General features: G+C 60.5%; 14 protein-coding genes. 4 read left to right on the forward strand and 10 right to left on the reverse strand.

What is annotated here, in order from left to right; genetic code table 11:
• Positions 1–358: 358 nt before the first annotated feature.
• From ACA063_RS02830 to cbiE, 10 genes are all read right to left on the reverse strand, one after another.
• Positions 359–1,741 carry a PepSY-associated TM helix domain-containing protein gene (locus ACA063_RS02830; RefSeq protein ID WP_497664712.1) on the reverse strand — a complete coding sequence of 461 codons (1,383 nt, stop codon included), beginning with the start codon at positions 1,739–1,741 and terminating at the stop codon, positions 359–361.
• Positions 1,742–1,891: 150 nt separating this feature from the next.
• On the reverse strand, positions 1,892–4,009 hold the full coding sequence (locus tag ACA063_RS02835; RefSeq protein WP_497664713.1) for a TonB-dependent copper receptor: 2,118 nt from the start codon (positions 4,007–4,009) through the stop codon (positions 1,892–1,894).
• Positions 4,010–4,093: 84 nt separating this feature from the next.
• Positions 4,094–4,537: a DUF2946 domain-containing protein gene (locus ACA063_RS02840; RefSeq protein ID WP_497664714.1), complete on the reverse strand. Its 444-nt coding sequence runs from the start codon at positions 4,535–4,537 to the stop codon at positions 4,094–4,096.
• A 21-nt stretch (positions 4,538–4,558) separates the two neighbouring features.
• The gene (locus ACA063_RS02845) at positions 4,559–5,038 is read right to left on the reverse strand and encodes a copper chaperone PCu(A)C (RefSeq protein ID WP_497664715.1); all 480 of its coding nucleotides are present in this window, start codon (positions 5,036–5,038) and stop codon (positions 4,559–4,561) included.
• A gap of 47 nt (positions 5,039–5,085) precedes the next feature.
• Positions 5,086–5,484: a DUF2946 domain-containing protein gene (locus tag ACA063_RS02850; RefSeq protein ID WP_497664716.1), complete on the reverse strand. Its 399-nt coding sequence runs from the start codon at positions 5,482–5,484 to the stop codon at positions 5,086–5,088.
• 97 nt (positions 5,485–5,581) lie between these two features.
• Positions 5,582–5,872, reverse strand: coding sequence for an addiction module antidote protein (locus ACA063_RS02855; RefSeq protein ID WP_497664717.1), 291 nt, complete (start codon positions 5,870–5,872; stop codon positions 5,582–5,584).
• Positions 5,873–5,875: 3 nt separating this feature from the next.
• Entirely contained in the window at positions 5,876–6,178 is a 303-nt protein-coding gene (locus ACA063_RS02860; protein WP_497664718.1) for a type II toxin-antitoxin system RelE/ParE family toxin, read from the reverse strand.
• 187 nt (positions 6,179–6,365) lie between these two features.
• Positions 6,366–7,094, reverse strand: a complete 729-nt coding sequence (locus ACA063_RS02865; protein WP_497664719.1) for a cobalt-precorrin-6A reductase — start codon at positions 7,092–7,094, stop codon at positions 6,366–6,368.
• Positions 7,091–8,188: a cobalt-precorrin-5B (C(1))-methyltransferase gene (locus ACA063_RS02870; RefSeq protein ID WP_497664720.1), complete on the reverse strand. Its 1,098-nt coding sequence runs from the start codon at positions 8,186–8,188 to the stop codon at positions 7,091–7,093. Before ACA063_RS02870 ends, ACA063_RS02865 begins: the two co-directional genes overlap by 4 nt.
• Positions 8,181–9,392, reverse strand: a complete 1,212-nt coding sequence (gene cbiE / locus ACA063_RS02875) for a precorrin-6y C5,15-methyltransferase (decarboxylating) subunit CbiE (protein ID WP_497664721.1) — start codon at positions 9,390–9,392, stop codon at positions 8,181–8,183. Before cbiE ends, ACA063_RS02870 begins: the two co-directional genes overlap by 8 nt.
• A gap of 500 nt (positions 9,393–9,892) precedes the next feature.
• Here cbiE and cobG point away from each other — a divergent pair, with 500 nt between their 5' ends.
• The 4 genes from cobG to cobJ are packed head-to-tail and all read left to right on the forward strand — an operon-like array spanning position 9,893 to position 14,265.
• Positions 9,893–11,215, forward strand: a complete 1,323-nt coding sequence (gene cobG / locus ACA063_RS02880) for a precorrin-3B synthase (RefSeq protein WP_497664722.1) — start codon at positions 9,893–9,895, stop codon at positions 11,213–11,215.
• Positions 11,208–11,834 carry a precorrin-8X methylmutase gene (locus ACA063_RS02885; protein WP_497664723.1) on the forward strand — a complete coding sequence of 209 codons (627 nt, stop codon included), beginning with the start codon at positions 11,208–11,210 and terminating at the stop codon, positions 11,832–11,834. The genes cobG and ACA063_RS02885 overlap by 8 nt, the downstream gene beginning before the upstream one ends.
• On the forward strand, positions 11,834–12,565 hold the full coding sequence (locus ACA063_RS02890; protein WP_497666462.1) for a precorrin-2 C(20)-methyltransferase: 732 nt from the start codon (positions 11,834–11,836) through the stop codon (positions 12,563–12,565). Before ACA063_RS02885 ends, ACA063_RS02890 begins: the two co-directional genes overlap by 1 nt.
• Complete coding sequence (gene cobJ, locus ACA063_RS02895; protein ID WP_497664724.1) at positions 12,565–14,265, forward strand: precorrin-3B C(17)-methyltransferase; 1,701 nt, start codon at positions 12,565–12,567, stop codon at positions 14,263–14,265. The genes ACA063_RS02890 and cobJ overlap by 1 nt, the downstream gene beginning before the upstream one ends.
• Positions 14,266–14,318: the final 53 nt, after the last annotated feature.

The following is a 14,318-nucleotide window of genomic DNA, read 5'->3' on the forward strand; positions in this document are numbered from 1 at the left end:
CTGAATGGTCTTTAGCAAGGGCTGTGCCTGGTCGGCAAAAGGCGCAGAAATGACGTACTAGAGGGGTTGCGCTGCTTGGCGGCGCACTATGAAGGATCGCGTCTGGCGCGCTGGTGCGAAGTGGTGCGCCAGATTGGGGCGCAGATGTTGCGGACAACGATGCAATTATTCTTAGGTGCTATGTAGGAGCCATGTAGGAGCCATGTAGGAGCTGTCGAGTGAAACGAGGCTGCGATCTTTTGATCTTGTCTTTAAAAAAAACAACGTCAAAAGATCGCAGCCTCGTTTCACTCGACAGCTCCTACAGGGGCCTCTGCATAATCAGCGGCGGCCCTCTGAAGCAGTCATCTCGTGCGTTTCATGACGATGAAGATGATGCCGATTCGGTCTGCCGATTGAATCGCGACAACACCACCCGATCCAGCACCCACACCACCACCAGCGACGCACCTACCAGCGGGAACGCCACCGCCAGTGCAAACATGATGACCATCGCGGTTTTCCATTTCGGCAGGTCGTGACGCAGTGGCGGCACACCGAATTTGCCCTGCGGACGACGCTTCCACCAGATCACCACGCCACTGACGGCACTGAGCAGAATCATCAGGCAGATCAGCAACACGACGATCTGGTTGAACGCGCCGAACATCTTGCCCTCGTGCAACATCACGCCCACTTCCGTAGCGCGGGCGACATTGCCGTAGTGTTCCCAACGCACGTCAGCGAGGACGTTGCCGGTGTATTGATCGACATGCAGGGTGGCGTCGTTTCGCGGGTCGTCGGCGAACACTGCGATGGTGAACACGCCCGTCGCGGTGGTCGGAAACGTGATGCTGTAGCCCGGCTCGACCTTGCGCTGCTCAGCGATGTTTTGCACCGCTTGCAAGCTGATGGTCGGTGCCGCAGGACCGGCTGTCGCATCGTCGTGGTTCATGTGTTCGGCGTGGTCGCCGGACATCGGCATCGGCGTGTTTTCCATCGCCCAAGGCACGGTCTGGCGCGTGGCGGTATTGAGGCTGCGAGCCTCGACGTCGGACTTGGGCATGTCATTCCACATCGCATCCGGGAAGACATTCCACACGCCCGCGTATTGTTTGCCCCAGAAGCCGGTCCAGGTCATGCCACTGAGCAACATCACCAACAGAAACGCGGCGCCCCAGAAGCCGGTGACGGCATGCAGGTCGCGCCACAGCACTCGGCCCCGGCTGCTCAAGCGCGGCCATAGAATGCCGGCTGCCTGCCCGCGCGGCCACCATAGAAAGACGCCGGAGACCACCAGCACAATACCCCAGCCGGCGGCCAGTTCGACCAGTCGATCACCCACGGTGCCGATCATCAGCTCGCCGTGAATCGACCGCGCGATGGCCTGCAGATTCATCTTGGCGTCTTGCTCACCCAGGATGTCGCCGTGATAGGGGTCGACGAACACGTTGAGCTCGGTGCCTTCGTTAACGACGACAAATTGCGCGCTGCGTTCTGCACTGATTGGCGGCAGGTATTGCTTGATCGTTGCTTGTGGATACGCCTCTTTGACCCGCTTGAGCAGGTCGTCGGCCGCCACCGTGTGGTGGCCGGCTGGAACGTTCAGCAGGCTGCCGTACATCAACGGATCGAGTTGCGGTTTGAACAGGTAAATAACGCCCGTCAACGCCAGCATCACCATGAATGGCGCGACGAACAGACCGGCATAGAAATGCCAACGCCAGGCCAGGTTGTAGAAATTCACTTTGGGCTGTTTCATTGGTTGTGCTCCGCTTTGGCGAATTAATTGTCTTGAAAAGATCGCAGCCTCGTTTCACTCGACAGCTCCTACACAGCTCCTACACAGCGGCTACGGGAGATGCGGTTCATGCAGGAGCGGCCGCTGGCTGCGATCTTTTGACTTTTCTTGTTAGAAGCTCATGTCCACTTTGGTCCAGAGCGTGCGCCCCGGTTCTTTAATGGCTTGCGGGTCATTGGCCGGGTAGCCGAAACCCGCGTTCCCCGCCAGGTTCAAATGCTCGGCGTAAGCCTTGCCGAACAGGTTGTCCACACCAGAACTGACCTTCCAGTTTTTGTTGATACGGTAGGCACCGTTGAGCGAGAACACGCCGAAGCCCGCCGTTTTGTCGAAGTCCTTGCCGACCACGTTGCCCTTGTTCTGGTCGATACGGTTTTGCGCGGCGACCACTCTCCACAGTGCGCCGGCGCTCCAGTTGTCTTCGCTGTAGGTCAAGCCGAAACGCGCATCCAGCGGTGGCATTTGTGGCAATGCGCTGCCGTCGCTGCTGTTCTTGCCCCAAGCGTAGGCCAGGGTTGCATCAGCCTTCCAGTGGCTGGTCAGCTTGTAGGCCGCACCGAGTTCGCCACCCATGATCCGCGCGTCGATGTTCTCGGCCTGGGAGGTCATGCCCATCATTCCGGGCGTGTAGTTGAACAGGATGTAGTCGCGCACCTGCCCGACATAACCCGAGGCCCAGGCGTCGAGTTCTTCGGTTTTGTATTGCAGGCCGAAATCGAGCTGGGTGGTTTTTTCGGGTTTGATCGAATCGAAGGCGTTCACCGATCCGACAGGCCCGGAGTTGGGCGAGAACAGCTCCCAGTAATCCGGGAAACGCTGGGTGTGACCGAGTCCGGCGTAGAGCGTGGCCGGGCTGTCCGCCAGGTCATGCTCGTAGCGGACGAAGCCGCTGGGCAGGGTGTTGGCGCGGGTGTCGTCGGCGGTCGGATTGGGGCGCGTCATCATCCCCGAGCCGGTGGTCTGACGGAAATCCTTGGCCGAGGCGCGGTCCAGTCGCGCGCCTGTGATCAGCCGGTCGTTGTCGGTGGCGTACCAGGTCAGCTCGCTGAACACGCCGTAGTTATGGAAGTCGGCGTCCTTGGTGTACGGCAGGTCCTTATAGGTATCGATGCCCATGGCGCTGCGCTGGCGGTGTTCGTTGGTCTGCGCGTCGATGCCGCTGATCAACTGCACATCGGCCCAGCGCCAGGTCGCTTTGATCCGTGCACCGAGGGTCCGGCGGTCGACGTTCGAGGCCATGGGGCCGGCCATCATCCCGGTGCCGGAAGGCGTGCGCAGGGTGTAGTTGTCCATCACGTGGTCGGCGTAGTTGTAGTAGACCTGCGCTTCGACCTTGTCCAGCACCTCACCCATGTTCGACTTCTCGAAACGCAAGCCGAGGCTTTCACGCTTGAACTGTGAGCCGTCCATGCCGCGTCCAGCGTAACGCGCTTCGCCATCGCCCTTGCCGGCGGTCAATTCCAGCAGGGTGTCGGCGTCCGGCGTCCAGCCCACTGCAACGTCGCCATTCCACTTGTCGTAGCGTGACGGCACGGTGTCGTTGTTACCGTCCTTGTAATCGTCGGCATGCGCGGTGTTGCCGATCACCCGAACGTAACCCAGCGGACCACCGGCAGCGGCATCCACCACCTTGTCGAAACGACCATTGGAGCCGGCCAGCACGCTGGCGTTCACCCGTGTGCCAAGCTCGCCGAAGCTTTCAGGCTCGCGGTCGAACAGGATGGTGCCGGCCGACGCTCCGGGTCCCCATAACACGGTTTGCGGGCCTTTGATGACGGTGAGTTTGTCGTAGGTTTCCGGCGAGATGTAAGAGGTTGGCGCGTCCATCCGGCCAGGGCAGGCGCCCAGCATCATGCCGCCGTTGGTGAGGATGTTGAGCCGCGAACCGAACATGCCGCGCAACACGGGATCACCGTTGGTGCCGCCGTTGCGCACCAGGGCGAAGCCGGGAATGGTCTTCAGGTAATCGCCGCCGTCGCTGGCCGGCACCGGCTGGCGCGGGTCCTTGGGGTTGGTGACGATGGTCAGCGGGGAGCTGGGTGCGATGGCTGTGATCACCGTAGGGCTCAGTTCTTCGCCATGACCTGCGTGTTCATCGGCCAACACCATGGGTGTCAGCAAAGCGCCACAAAGAAGGGCGGTGGCGTGCCTGAAACGAACACGGGATTCATTCAGGGCGAAAGTAGCTTGGGCAGCGCTCAAGCGTGTGTCAGCAGAAAACCTGGACATGACAATTTCCATCGAACAGTCGTAAACGACACGGCCGGCAGCCTTGGGCTGTCTTCGAGACCGTGTGAGAGCTTATGCAGGTGTTTACGCGACGATGGGCGGGGCTCGGGTGCGAGCACCGGGAAAGAAGGTTTGCCGGGCGTGGCCCAAGCGTGGAGAGGGAGTACTGAAGGTTGTGGCTGTGGGTGTATCGAATGCGACGAAAGACTGGCCGCCCGTCAGTGCCGGGCAGTTAAACAACAGGCTGCAGTAGCCGCATTTCTCCCAGAGGGCATGGTGATCGGGTTTAGGCGGGCAATGCTCGGCGGCGGGCTGGGCGCCGTGGTCCATGGCCGACATCTCCATGGGCATGTCCATCGACATGTTCATGGAGCCGGACAGGCTCGCGCGTTGACCCATCGGCATCGACTGAGAAATCAGTGGGCCGATAAAGATCATCAACATGGCGAACAGGCTGATCCAGCTGCCGCGGGTCAGGCTCAAAGGCTGACGACGGGAGGCGGATGACCTGGCGCTAAGCGGGCGCATGGGCGGGCTCGGTGCTGTCAGTTACTGGGTATGCACGTGCGCTTGCATGCCGTCCGGCGCCTTCTTCTGCACCGTGACTTCAACGGTCACGTCTCCGGACTTCTCGAAGTGCATCGTCAGCGGGAAGCGTTTGCCATCGGCCAGCAGACTGCGGTCTTTCAGCTCCAGCAGCATCACGTGATACGCCATCGGCGCGAAAGTGACTTCGCCACCGGCAGGGATTTCGACGCTCGGCACCTGCTGCATTTTCATCAGGTCGTTCTGCTTGATGTGTTCGTGCAACTGAGCATCGCCGGCAATAGGCGAGTCGACACTGAGCAGCCGGTCAGCGGTTTTGCCTTTGTTGTGAATCACGAAATACGCCGCGATGGTCGGCGCATTGGGTGGCAGTTCCTGAGACCAGGGGTGAGCGATTTCCAGCTCGCCGGCCTTGTATTCATTGGCGTTGGCAAAGCAGGCAGGCAGCAGCAACGCAGCCAGAACGATGAGTTTGTTCAACATGGCAGTACTCCGGATGGATTCAAGACGCAGTCAATTGCGAGAAGAAATCACACCAGAGGGGACGCGCGGGGGTTCAGGCTCGGCCATTGCTGGCGCGGAGTGCGTGTGTCGAGTGCGGCGGGGGGCTGGCTTCGGTTGGCCTCGAAGCGGGCGAAAAACGGTTGTGGTTCATGGCCGGGCAATGCCACAAGAGGCGAGGAACCAGAGCAACACCAGCAGTGCTGCATGTTGGAATGATCGTCGTTTTGCGGGGCTTTCTGCTCGATGTCGCCGATGGAAATCGCCACCATCTTCGTGCCGCCGGAGGTGCAGAAGCTGCCCCATAACAATTGTTCGGCAGGCGACTTTGCCGACTGCGCCATCGCACCGGTCATCGGCATGGCGAGCATATTGAACAGCACTGCGAAGCAGGCGATCCAGGCAATTGCGAGCCGTTGTCGGGACATGGGGCAAATCCGGTGGGTGGGCGATCAGGCGCGGCTATTTAGCCTGATCAAGGCCGATAAGTAAAAACGTGGCATGCGGTGTGGTGTCGCAGCACGTTTAGACGGCGATGGCATGCAAGCGCATGCCCAAGGCTTTCATAACCTTCATGATAGTCGCGAATTCAGGATTGCCAGAGCTGCTCAACGCTTTGTACAGACTCTCACGACCCAAGCCCGCTTCACGGGCAATCCGGGTCATGCCTTGTGCTCTGGCGATATCGTTAAGTGCTGCACGTATCAGAACACCGTCGCCTGCGTCCTCTTCAAAGCAGGCATCGAGGTAAGCCGCCATTTCTTCCGGCGTCTTAAGAAAATCTGCGGCATCGAAACGGACGAATTGTTCGGTCATGATTTACTCCTCACTGCCGATGTTTTGCGCCATTTGGATAGCGCGTTTGATATCTCGTTTTTGAGTCGACTTGTCACCTCCTATCAGGAGCAGATAAACAATTTCGCCTCGGCGGGTGAAGTACATTCTGTAGCCTGGACCGTAATGAACACGCATTTCATAAACGGCTTGGCCTACGGATTCACAATCGCCGAAGTTCCCATGTTCGGCAGCCCGGAGTCTGGCGATGATTCGAGCTTTTCCGACGGTATCTTTCAATGAGTCGAGCCAGAGGGCGAACGCTTCGGAACGCTCAAAGTTGAACATGATTGATCGTATTCCTTGGGATACACACAGGCAAGCAGCATTTCTTCAGGGCGAGCCCGATGTCCCGCAGTTACGGGTTGATGTGCTGGCACAGGCAAAGAACACGTACGATAAAAGTGAAGCCGCTGATCGTATAGCCGGCGCCTTCCGAGAATGTTGCCGGCAAAGTCGTGATGTTTTGCAGACTTCAGGAATCGTCTGACACGGACAGCACTTTTAGTAGCTCACCTACCGACGCAAACTCTCGATCGACCTCCGGCAACACCGGCCGCTTTAACACCAACACCGGCACCCCTCGCTCGCGCGCCACTTCCAGTTTCGGCTCGGTGGCCGTACTGCCGCTGTTCTTGCTGATCAGCACATCGATCTGCCGACGTTCGAACAGTTCGCGCTCATCGTCGATCAGGAAAGGGCCGCGGGCGCCGATGACTTCGCAGCGTTCGTTTCCCGGATAAGCGTCCAGCGCGCGCAGCGTCCAGAATTGCTCTGGCGGGATTTCATCCAGGTGTTGCAAGGGTTCGCGGCCGAGGGTGAACAACGGGCGCTTGAAGGGTTTCAGCGCTTCAATCAACTCGCGCCAGTCACTGACTTCGCGCCAGTCATCGTCGGCCTGTGGCTGCCAGGCCGGACGTCGCAATGCCCAGCAGGGAATCGCGCTCAAGCGAGCCGCGGCGGCAGCGTTCTGACTGATTTGCGCGGCGTAGGGATGGGTCGCATCCAGCAACAGTTCGATTCCTTCATCGAGAATGAATTGCGCCAATCCTTCGGCGCCACCGTAACCGCCGACACGTACCTGACAGTGCAAATCGGTGGGTACACGACCGATTCCTGCCAGGCTATAGATGTGTTCCGGCCCAAGGGTGCGAGCGATGGCCAGGGCTTCAGTGACGCCGCCGAGCAACAAGATGCGTTTCAATGGAAAGCTCCCGCGTGGCCGACAATGCCGCCCTGACGATCAATGGCAAAGACTTCGACCTGAACCTGCGCCGGCACCACGCTGCGAGCGAAGTCCAGGGCGTGCTGGCACACCGCATCGCCCAGCGCGATACCGGCGGCGCTGGCCATGGCCAGGGCTTGCTGACTGGTATTGGCATCACGGATCGCTTGTTGCAGATGTTTATCAGCACCTATTGCGGCGGCCCATTGCGCGAGTTGCGGCAAATCGATACTCGAATGTCGACTGTGCAGGTCCATGTGGCCGGCAGCCAGCTTGCTGATCTTGCCGAAACCTCCGCACAGGCTGAGTTTATCCACGGGCACTTTGCGCAGGTGCTTGAGCACTGCGCCGACGAAGTCGCCCATTTCGATCAGGGCGATTTCCGGCAGGTCATAGACCCGGCGCATGGTGTCTTCGCTGGCATTGCCGGTACAGGCGGCGATGTGCAGATAGCCGTTGGTCTTCGCGACATCGATGCCTTGATGGATCGACGCAATGTAGGCCGCGCAGGAGAATGGCCGGACGATGCCGCTAGTACCGAGAATCGACAGCCCGCCGAGGATTCCCAGACGCGGGTTCATGGTTTTCAGTGCCAGCGCCTCGCCACCTTCGACGTTGACCGTGACCTCGAAACCGCCGCGGTAGCCGAGTTCGTCTGCCAGCAGGGTCAGATGGTCGGTGATCATCCTGCGCGGGACCGGGTTGATCGCCGGTTCACCGACGCCCAGTACCAGACCTGGACGGGTCACGGTGCCGACGCCATGGCCGGCATTGAAACGTATGCCCGGTTGGGGGTTCAGGTGTACCTGGGAATAGAGCAGGGCGCCATGAGTGACGTCCGGATCGTCACCCGCATCTTTGATTGTTCCCGCTTCGGCACCGTTGACTGTCAGCCGGCAGAACTCCAGGCGCATCTGTACGTGCTTGCCCTTGGGCAGGGTGATGTCCACCGCATCCGAACTCACGCCACCGAGCAGCAATCGAGCGGCCGCGAGGCTGGTGGCGGTAGCGCAGCTGCCTGTGGTCAGGCCGCTGCGCAGGGGGGCGGGGTGTTCGGCGGTTTCGTCACGCATCGAAAGGTTTGACCACGTCCAGCAGCGTAATGGGCAGCGCCTGACGCCAGGTATCGAAGTCGCCCAAGGGTTGCGCCTGCGCTATATGGATGCGCGTGAGCTCGCCGCCGTGCTGCTCGCGCCAACCCATGAGGGTCATTTCACTTTGCAATGTCACGGCGTTGGCGATCAACCGACCACCTGGTTTCAGTGCAGTCCAGCAGGCATCCAGCACGCCCTCGCGGGTGACACCGCCGCCGATGAAGATCGCATCCGGCCGCTCAAGACCCTCCAGGGCTTGCGGCGCACTGCCGCGAATCAGCTGCAGACCCGGTACGCCCAGTACGTCGCGGTTGTGCTCGATCAAACGCTGTCGGCCTTCGTCGGCTTCGATGGCCAGCGCGCGGCAACTCGGGTGGGTGCGCATCCATTCAATGCCGATCGAGCCGCTGCCTGCGCCCACGTCCCACATGAGTTCACCCGGTGTCGGTGCCAGTCGCGCGAGGGTGATGGCGCGAACGTCGCGTTTGGTCAGCTGACCGTCATGCTTGAAGGCGCAGTCGGGCAGGCCTGCCAGACGTGACAGGCGCGGAGTGTCGGGCGCGGCAATGCAATCGATGGCGATCAGATTGAGGTCGGCGATCACCGGATCGCTCCAGTCATCGGCGACGCCATCGATGCGGCGCTCGGCTGCGCCGCCCAAATGTTCCAGCACGCTCAGCCGACTCGGACCGAAACCGCGCTCGCGTAATTGCCCAGCGATCGCGGCAGGGCTTTGGCCGTCGTTGCTCAGTACCAGTAGGCGAACGCCGCTGGCCCAATGCGCATTCAGCGCGGCAATGGGACGGGCGACCACCGACAGCGTCAGCGTGTCCTGCAATGCCCAACCCATCCGCGCGGCGGCCAGGGAGCAGGAAGACGGCGCGGGAAGGATCAGCATTTCATCAGCGGGCAATTGCCGAGCGAGGCTGGCGCCGACACCGAAGAACATCGGGTCTGCGCTGGCCAGTACGCAGACGGGTTCACCGCGACTTGCCAATACGGGTGTCAGCGAGAAAGGGCTGGGCCACAATTGCCGTTCGCCACGGATGCAGGCAGGCAACAAATCGAGTTGGCGCTGGCCACCGATAATTCGCGAAGCGCTTAGCAACGCGTGTCGGGCCGTTTTGCCCAGCCCCTTGAAGCCTTCCTCACCGATACCTACCACCGTCAGCCAGGGGGTCATGCTGTTCCTCATTTATCAAACGAAGCCGAATCATTGCATTGCTCAGGCCCAGGTTGTCCTGTGCGGTTGCGCATCATAGCGCGGTGTTAAGGGTATTCGCGTGTCGATAGCGGCTCAATGGAGAGTGGCACTGATGGAGTTTGCCAAAGCGTCGGCGGCGGGGCTGGTCTTATTGTTGGTTTTTTCGCAGATCAAACTTCTTCATTTTGAGCTCCCGCACTTTCCTCTCGCAGGGATGGCCTGAAAGCGCAGTCCCATCAGACTTTGTTCGTCGAGAGAGAACAGCGCGAGTTCGTTGTATTTAAGCGCGTCGATCATGGCGTTCCCTTGTCGGAAAGGAATTAATACTTGCAGTTAAGTGTGTGAAACGACAGGGCACCAAGAGTGTTTGAGACTTAAAGCCCTGGGGCGACGCGTTTCGTCGTCTATGTGCTTGAGCTTTTCATCCGGCCGGGCAAAGCAGGCATAATGCCGCCCTTGATCCCGTTAACGGCCTTCCCGTGAAATCACGTCCGACCTCCAGTCCCTTGCGCCCTTCGGCATGTCCCGGATTGTTGCGTGTCGTCCAGGCGCTGGACGGCGGGATCTGCCGGATCAAACTCGACGGTGGCTCTATTCGCACGGATCAAGCCATCGCCGTGGCTGATGCCGCCGAGCGATTTGCCGGTGGCGTGATAGAGGCCACCAATCGGGCCAACCTGCAAATTCGCGGTATTGGTGAGCAGGCAACAGCGCTGATCGATCATTTGCTGGCCGCCGAATTGGGCCCCACAACCGTTGCAGGCGACGACGTACGCAATCTGATGCTGAGCCCCGCTGCCGGCATTGACCCCCATAGGCTGATCGACAGTCGTCCCCTGGCCCGACAGGTTCTGGACAGCCTGCAAACCCATCCGCGCTTCCATGAGTTATCGGCCAAGTTTGCCGTGCAACTGGATGGTGGCGAAGCGCTGGCAATGCTCGAACATCCGCACGATCTCTGGCTGAGCGCAACGCAGCGAAACGGCGAGCTGCTGCTGGCTTTCGGATTCGCGGGATGCCCCACCGACTCGCCAATTGCGGCCGTACGTCTAAAGGACGGACATGCTTTGGTGGTGGCCGTTCTGGAGGTGTTTCTTGAGCTCGCGCGCCCGGACCAGACCCGCATGCGGCACCTGTTGGCAGAGCGTTCAGCCGATTCATTGCTACCCCTGTTGGCCGGTCGCGTGCCACTGATCGCCCTTGATCAGTGGCGTCGAACGGTGACAGGGCCGGGCTTGCCGATTGGCACCTACCCGCAGCTTCAGGAAGGCCTCGTGTATGTGGGCGTCATGCCGCCGCTGGGGCGTATGGATCCTTCGATGCTCAGGGGGGCGGCCCATCTGGCTGAAGAATTCGCAGATGCCAGCCTGCGCTTGACCCCTTGGCAGAGCTTGCTGCTGCCCAACATTCGCCAGAAGGATGCATCGCTGGTGCGCCAGCGTTTGCAGGCGTTGGGGTATCTGGTCGACACCCATCAGCCGCTGACTCATCTTGTCGCTTGCACCGGTTCTGCCGGTTGCGGCAAAGGTCTCTCCGACACCAAAGGCGATGCGCAACGGATGTCCGTATTGCGACAAGGTCGACACGCACAGGAGCAGGTCCACTTGTCAGGCTGCCCGCGATCCTGTGCTTGCGCACACACCGCCCCCGTCACATTGCTGGCGACCGGTCAGGGTCACTACGACCTCTATTTTCGCGATGCAGCGCTGCCGGGTTTCGGCGCGCTGCAAGCACGCAATCTCACTATTGAAGCGGCGGGCGCATTGCTTGATGCCCGCCCACGGAGCCCCCTTGATGCTTGATTACATCCGCGACGGTCAGGAGATCTATCGCAACTCCTTCGCGATCATTCGTGCCGAGGCCAACCTTGAGCGAATCCCGACCGATCTGGAAAAACTCGCGGTGCGAGTGATCCACGCCTGCGGCATGGTCGATGCCATTGACGGTCTGCAGTTTTCCGAAGGGGCCGGCAAGGCCGGCCGCGATGCACTCGCCGCCGGAGCGCCGATCCTGTGTGATGCACGAATGGTGTCCGAGGGCGTTACCCGCACAAGGCTACCGGCCAACAACTCGGTTATCTGCACGCTGCGTGACGAAGGCGTGCCAGACCTCGCGCGCGAACTGGGCAACACCCGGTCCGCCGCGGCGCTGGAGTTGTGGCGCCCGCACCTGGAAGGCAGCGTGGTGGTCATCGGTAACGCACCGACGGCATTGTTTTATTTGCTGGAAATGCTCGATGCCGGCGCCCCGAAACCGGCGCTGATTCTCGGTTTCCCCGTGGGCTTCGTGGGTGCTGCCGAATCCAAGGCAGCGCTCGCGGCTGACAGTCGCGGCGTGCCGTTTGTGATCATGCAAGGCCGCCTCGGCGGAAGCGCCATGGCCGCTGCCGCTGTCAATGCCCTCGCCACGGAGATCGAATGATGCAGCAACGTGGACGTTTGATCGGCCTGGGTGTCGGGCCCGGTGATCCGGAACTGATTACCGTCAAGGCACTGCGCCTGTTGCGCGAGTCGCCGGTGGTGGCGTACTTCGTCGCCAAAGGCAAAAAGGGCAATGCGTTCGGCATCATCGAAGCTCATTTACAGGATGCACAGACGTTGTTGCCGCTGGTGTATCCGGTGACTACCGAGGCGTTGCCGGCGCCGCTGTCCTATGAACAAGTGATCAGCGACTTCTACGACGCGGCGGGCGAAGAGCTTGCCGCGCATCTGGATGCCGGCCGCGATGTGGCGGTGATCTGCGAAGGCGATCCGTTCTTCTATGGCTCCTACATGTACCTGCACGATCGTCTGGCCGAGCGCTATGAAGCGCAGGTCGTACCGGGTGTCTGTTCGATGCTTGGAGGGGCTTCGGTACTGGGCGCGCCGCTGGTTTATCGCAATCAGAGCCTGTCGGTGTTATCGGGTGTCTTGCCCCATGAGGATCTCAAGCGCCGCCTTGCCGACGCCGATGCAGCAGTGATCATGAAACTGGGGCGCAACTTCCCCAAGGTTCGACAGGTACTGGAAGAACTCGGTTTGGCGCAGCGTGCGCTGTACGTCGAGCGCGCGACCATGGCTAATCAGAAAATCGTACCGCTGGATCAGGTTGAGCCGATGTCTTCGCCGTATTTCTCGTTGATCATCGTTCCAGGTGAAAGGTGGCAGGGCTGATGACTCATCCAGTTCCGGCGATCGTCATTCTCGGCGATGGCAGCCTCGCGACCGCGCGTGACATTCAACGACTGCTGCCAGGCGCGCTGATCCACGGCTTGTCTGGACGGGTCGAGGGCGTGGACGTCATTTATCACGAATTCGGCTCCACTCTGCGCGAGCTCTATCAACAAAACACACCCATCATTGCGCTGTGTGCCGCCGGAATCGTGATCCGCACGCTGGCGCCACTGCTCCTGGAAAAAGGTGCGGAGCCGCCGGTACTGGCCGTTGCAGAAGACGGCAGCGCGGTGGTGCCGTTGTTGGGTGGGCTGGGCGGTGTGAACGTGTTGGCCCGCGACATTGCTCAAGGACTGGGCGTGGCAGCGGCCATTACCACCAGTGGTGAGCTGCGGTTTGGCACCTGTTTGCTGAATCCGCCGAAGGGTTATGCACTGGGCGACCTTGAACTCGGCAAGCGATTCGTTTCCGATTTGCTCGGTGGCGAGCCTGTTCGTATCGAGGGTGATGCGCCCTGGCTGGCGCAAGCGCAGTTGCTGCAGGATCAACAGGCGCATCTGGCGATTCATATTGGTAGCGCCGAGCGTGAGCCCGTAGCGAATGAGCTACTGATTTACCCGAAAAGTGTGCTGGCGTTGGTAAACGCCGAGGTCGCAGATTTGCCCAATGCGATTCGCCAGGCCCTGCAGCAGGCAAAAATTGCCGTGCAATCGTTGGCCTGTCTGGTGGCCAGTGATCAGCAGATGGCCAGTCAGGCGCTGCGTGATGCGGCTGATGAACTCGGTGTGCCGTTGCGGTTTTCTGCGGCTGGCAGTGTCAGCGATACGATCAATGGGGCGATTGGGTCGTCGGCGACAGTTCACAGCCATAACGGCATCACTGTCGCGGTCGCCGAGCATCCGCTGGATCCGTTGCTGATCGGTCGTCCTCGCGGGCGCCTGGCCGTTATCGGTCTGGGTCCGGGCGCTGCCGATTTGATGGTACCGGCGGTCAAAGCGGAATTGGCTCGCGCCAACGATGTGCTCGGTTACGAAACCTACGTGCGCATGGCCGGGCCTTTTCGAGCTGATCAGGTCCTGCATTGCACGGACAACCGCGAAGAGATGCAGCGTGCGCGTCATGCTTTCGAACTGGCGGCGCAAGGCCGTTCCGTTGTCGTGGTTTCCTCCGGAGACCCGGGCGTATTCGCCATGGCGGCGGCGGTGCTGGAAGCGCTGCATGAATCCCCCAACCCGGCATGGCACAACGTCGACCTGGAGATTTTGCCTGGCGTCTCGGCATCGCTTGCGACCGCTGCCCAGGCAGGCGCACCGTTGGGGCATGACTTTTGTGTGTTGTCGCTATCGGATAACCTCAAGCCTTGGGCAATCATAGAGAAGCGTCTGGATCTGGCAGCCCAAGCTGATCTGGCGCTGGCTTTTTACAATCCGATTTCGCGTTCACGTCCTTGGCAGTTGGGTCAGGCTTTAGACATCGTCGCCCGGCACCGCACACCGCAAACACCCGTGGTGTTAGGCAGGGACATTGGCCGGCCTGGCCAGACCCTGCGGGTGACCACCTTGGGGCAATTGACCCCGGATCAGGTCGATATGCGAACTATGGTGTTGATCGGTTCATCCATGACCTGCGTATTTCCACGGGGTGATGGAGGTCAGTGGGTGTACACCCCGCGTTGGTATGAGACCAAGCCGGTTGCCTGAATGACAGCGGCCTCGTTCTGAGGTCGCGCTTCTTCTTGTTTCAGTTTGACTAT

The sequence above is a fragment of the Pseudomonas sp. LBUM1643 genome, from assembly GCF_059716215.1.

Coding starts and splice junctions, on each gene's coding strand:
- ACA063_RS02870 (WP_497664720.1), bottom strand. CDS start 8,188: ATGCGTGACGAAACCGCCGAACACCCCGCCCCCCTGCGCAGCGGCCTG.
- ACA063_RS02830 (WP_497664712.1), bottom strand. CDS start 1,741: ATGAAACAGCCCAAAGTGAATTTCTACAACCTGGCCTGGCGTTGGCAT.
- ACA063_RS02855 (WP_497664717.1), bottom strand. CDS start 5,872: ATGACCGAACAATTCGTCCGTTTCGATGCCGCAGATTTTCTTAAGACG.
- cobJ (WP_497664724.1), top strand. CDS start 12,565: ATGACTCATCCAGTTCCGGCGATCGTCATTCTCGGCGATGGCAGCCTC.
- cbiE (WP_497664721.1), bottom strand. CDS start 9,392: ATGACCCCCTGGCTGACGGTGGTAGGTATCGGTGAGGAAGGCTTCAAG.
- ACA063_RS02850 (WP_497664716.1), bottom strand. CDS start 5,484: ATGTCCCGACAACGGCTCGCAATTGCCTGGATCGCCTGCTTCGCAGTG.
- ACA063_RS02890 (WP_497666462.1), top strand. CDS start 11,834: ATGCAGCAACGTGGACGTTTGATCGGCCTGGGTGTCGGGCCCGGTGAT.
- ACA063_RS02860 (WP_497664718.1), bottom strand. CDS start 6,178: ATGTTCAACTTTGAGCGTTCCGAAGCGTTCGCCCTCTGGCTCGACTCA.
- ACA063_RS02835 (WP_497664713.1), bottom strand. CDS start 4,009: ATGTCCAGGTTTTCTGCTGACACACGCTTGAGCGCTGCCCAAGCTACT.
- ACA063_RS02840 (WP_497664714.1), bottom strand. CDS start 4,537: ATGCGCCCGCTTAGCGCCAGGTCATCCGCCTCCCGTCGTCAGCCTTTG.
- ACA063_RS02845 (WP_497664715.1), bottom strand. CDS start 5,038: ATGTTGAACAAACTCATCGTTCTGGCTGCGTTGCTGCTGCCTGCCTGC.
- ACA063_RS02885 (WP_497664723.1), top strand. CDS start 11,208: ATGCTTGATTACATCCGCGACGGTCAGGAGATCTATCGCAACTCCTTC.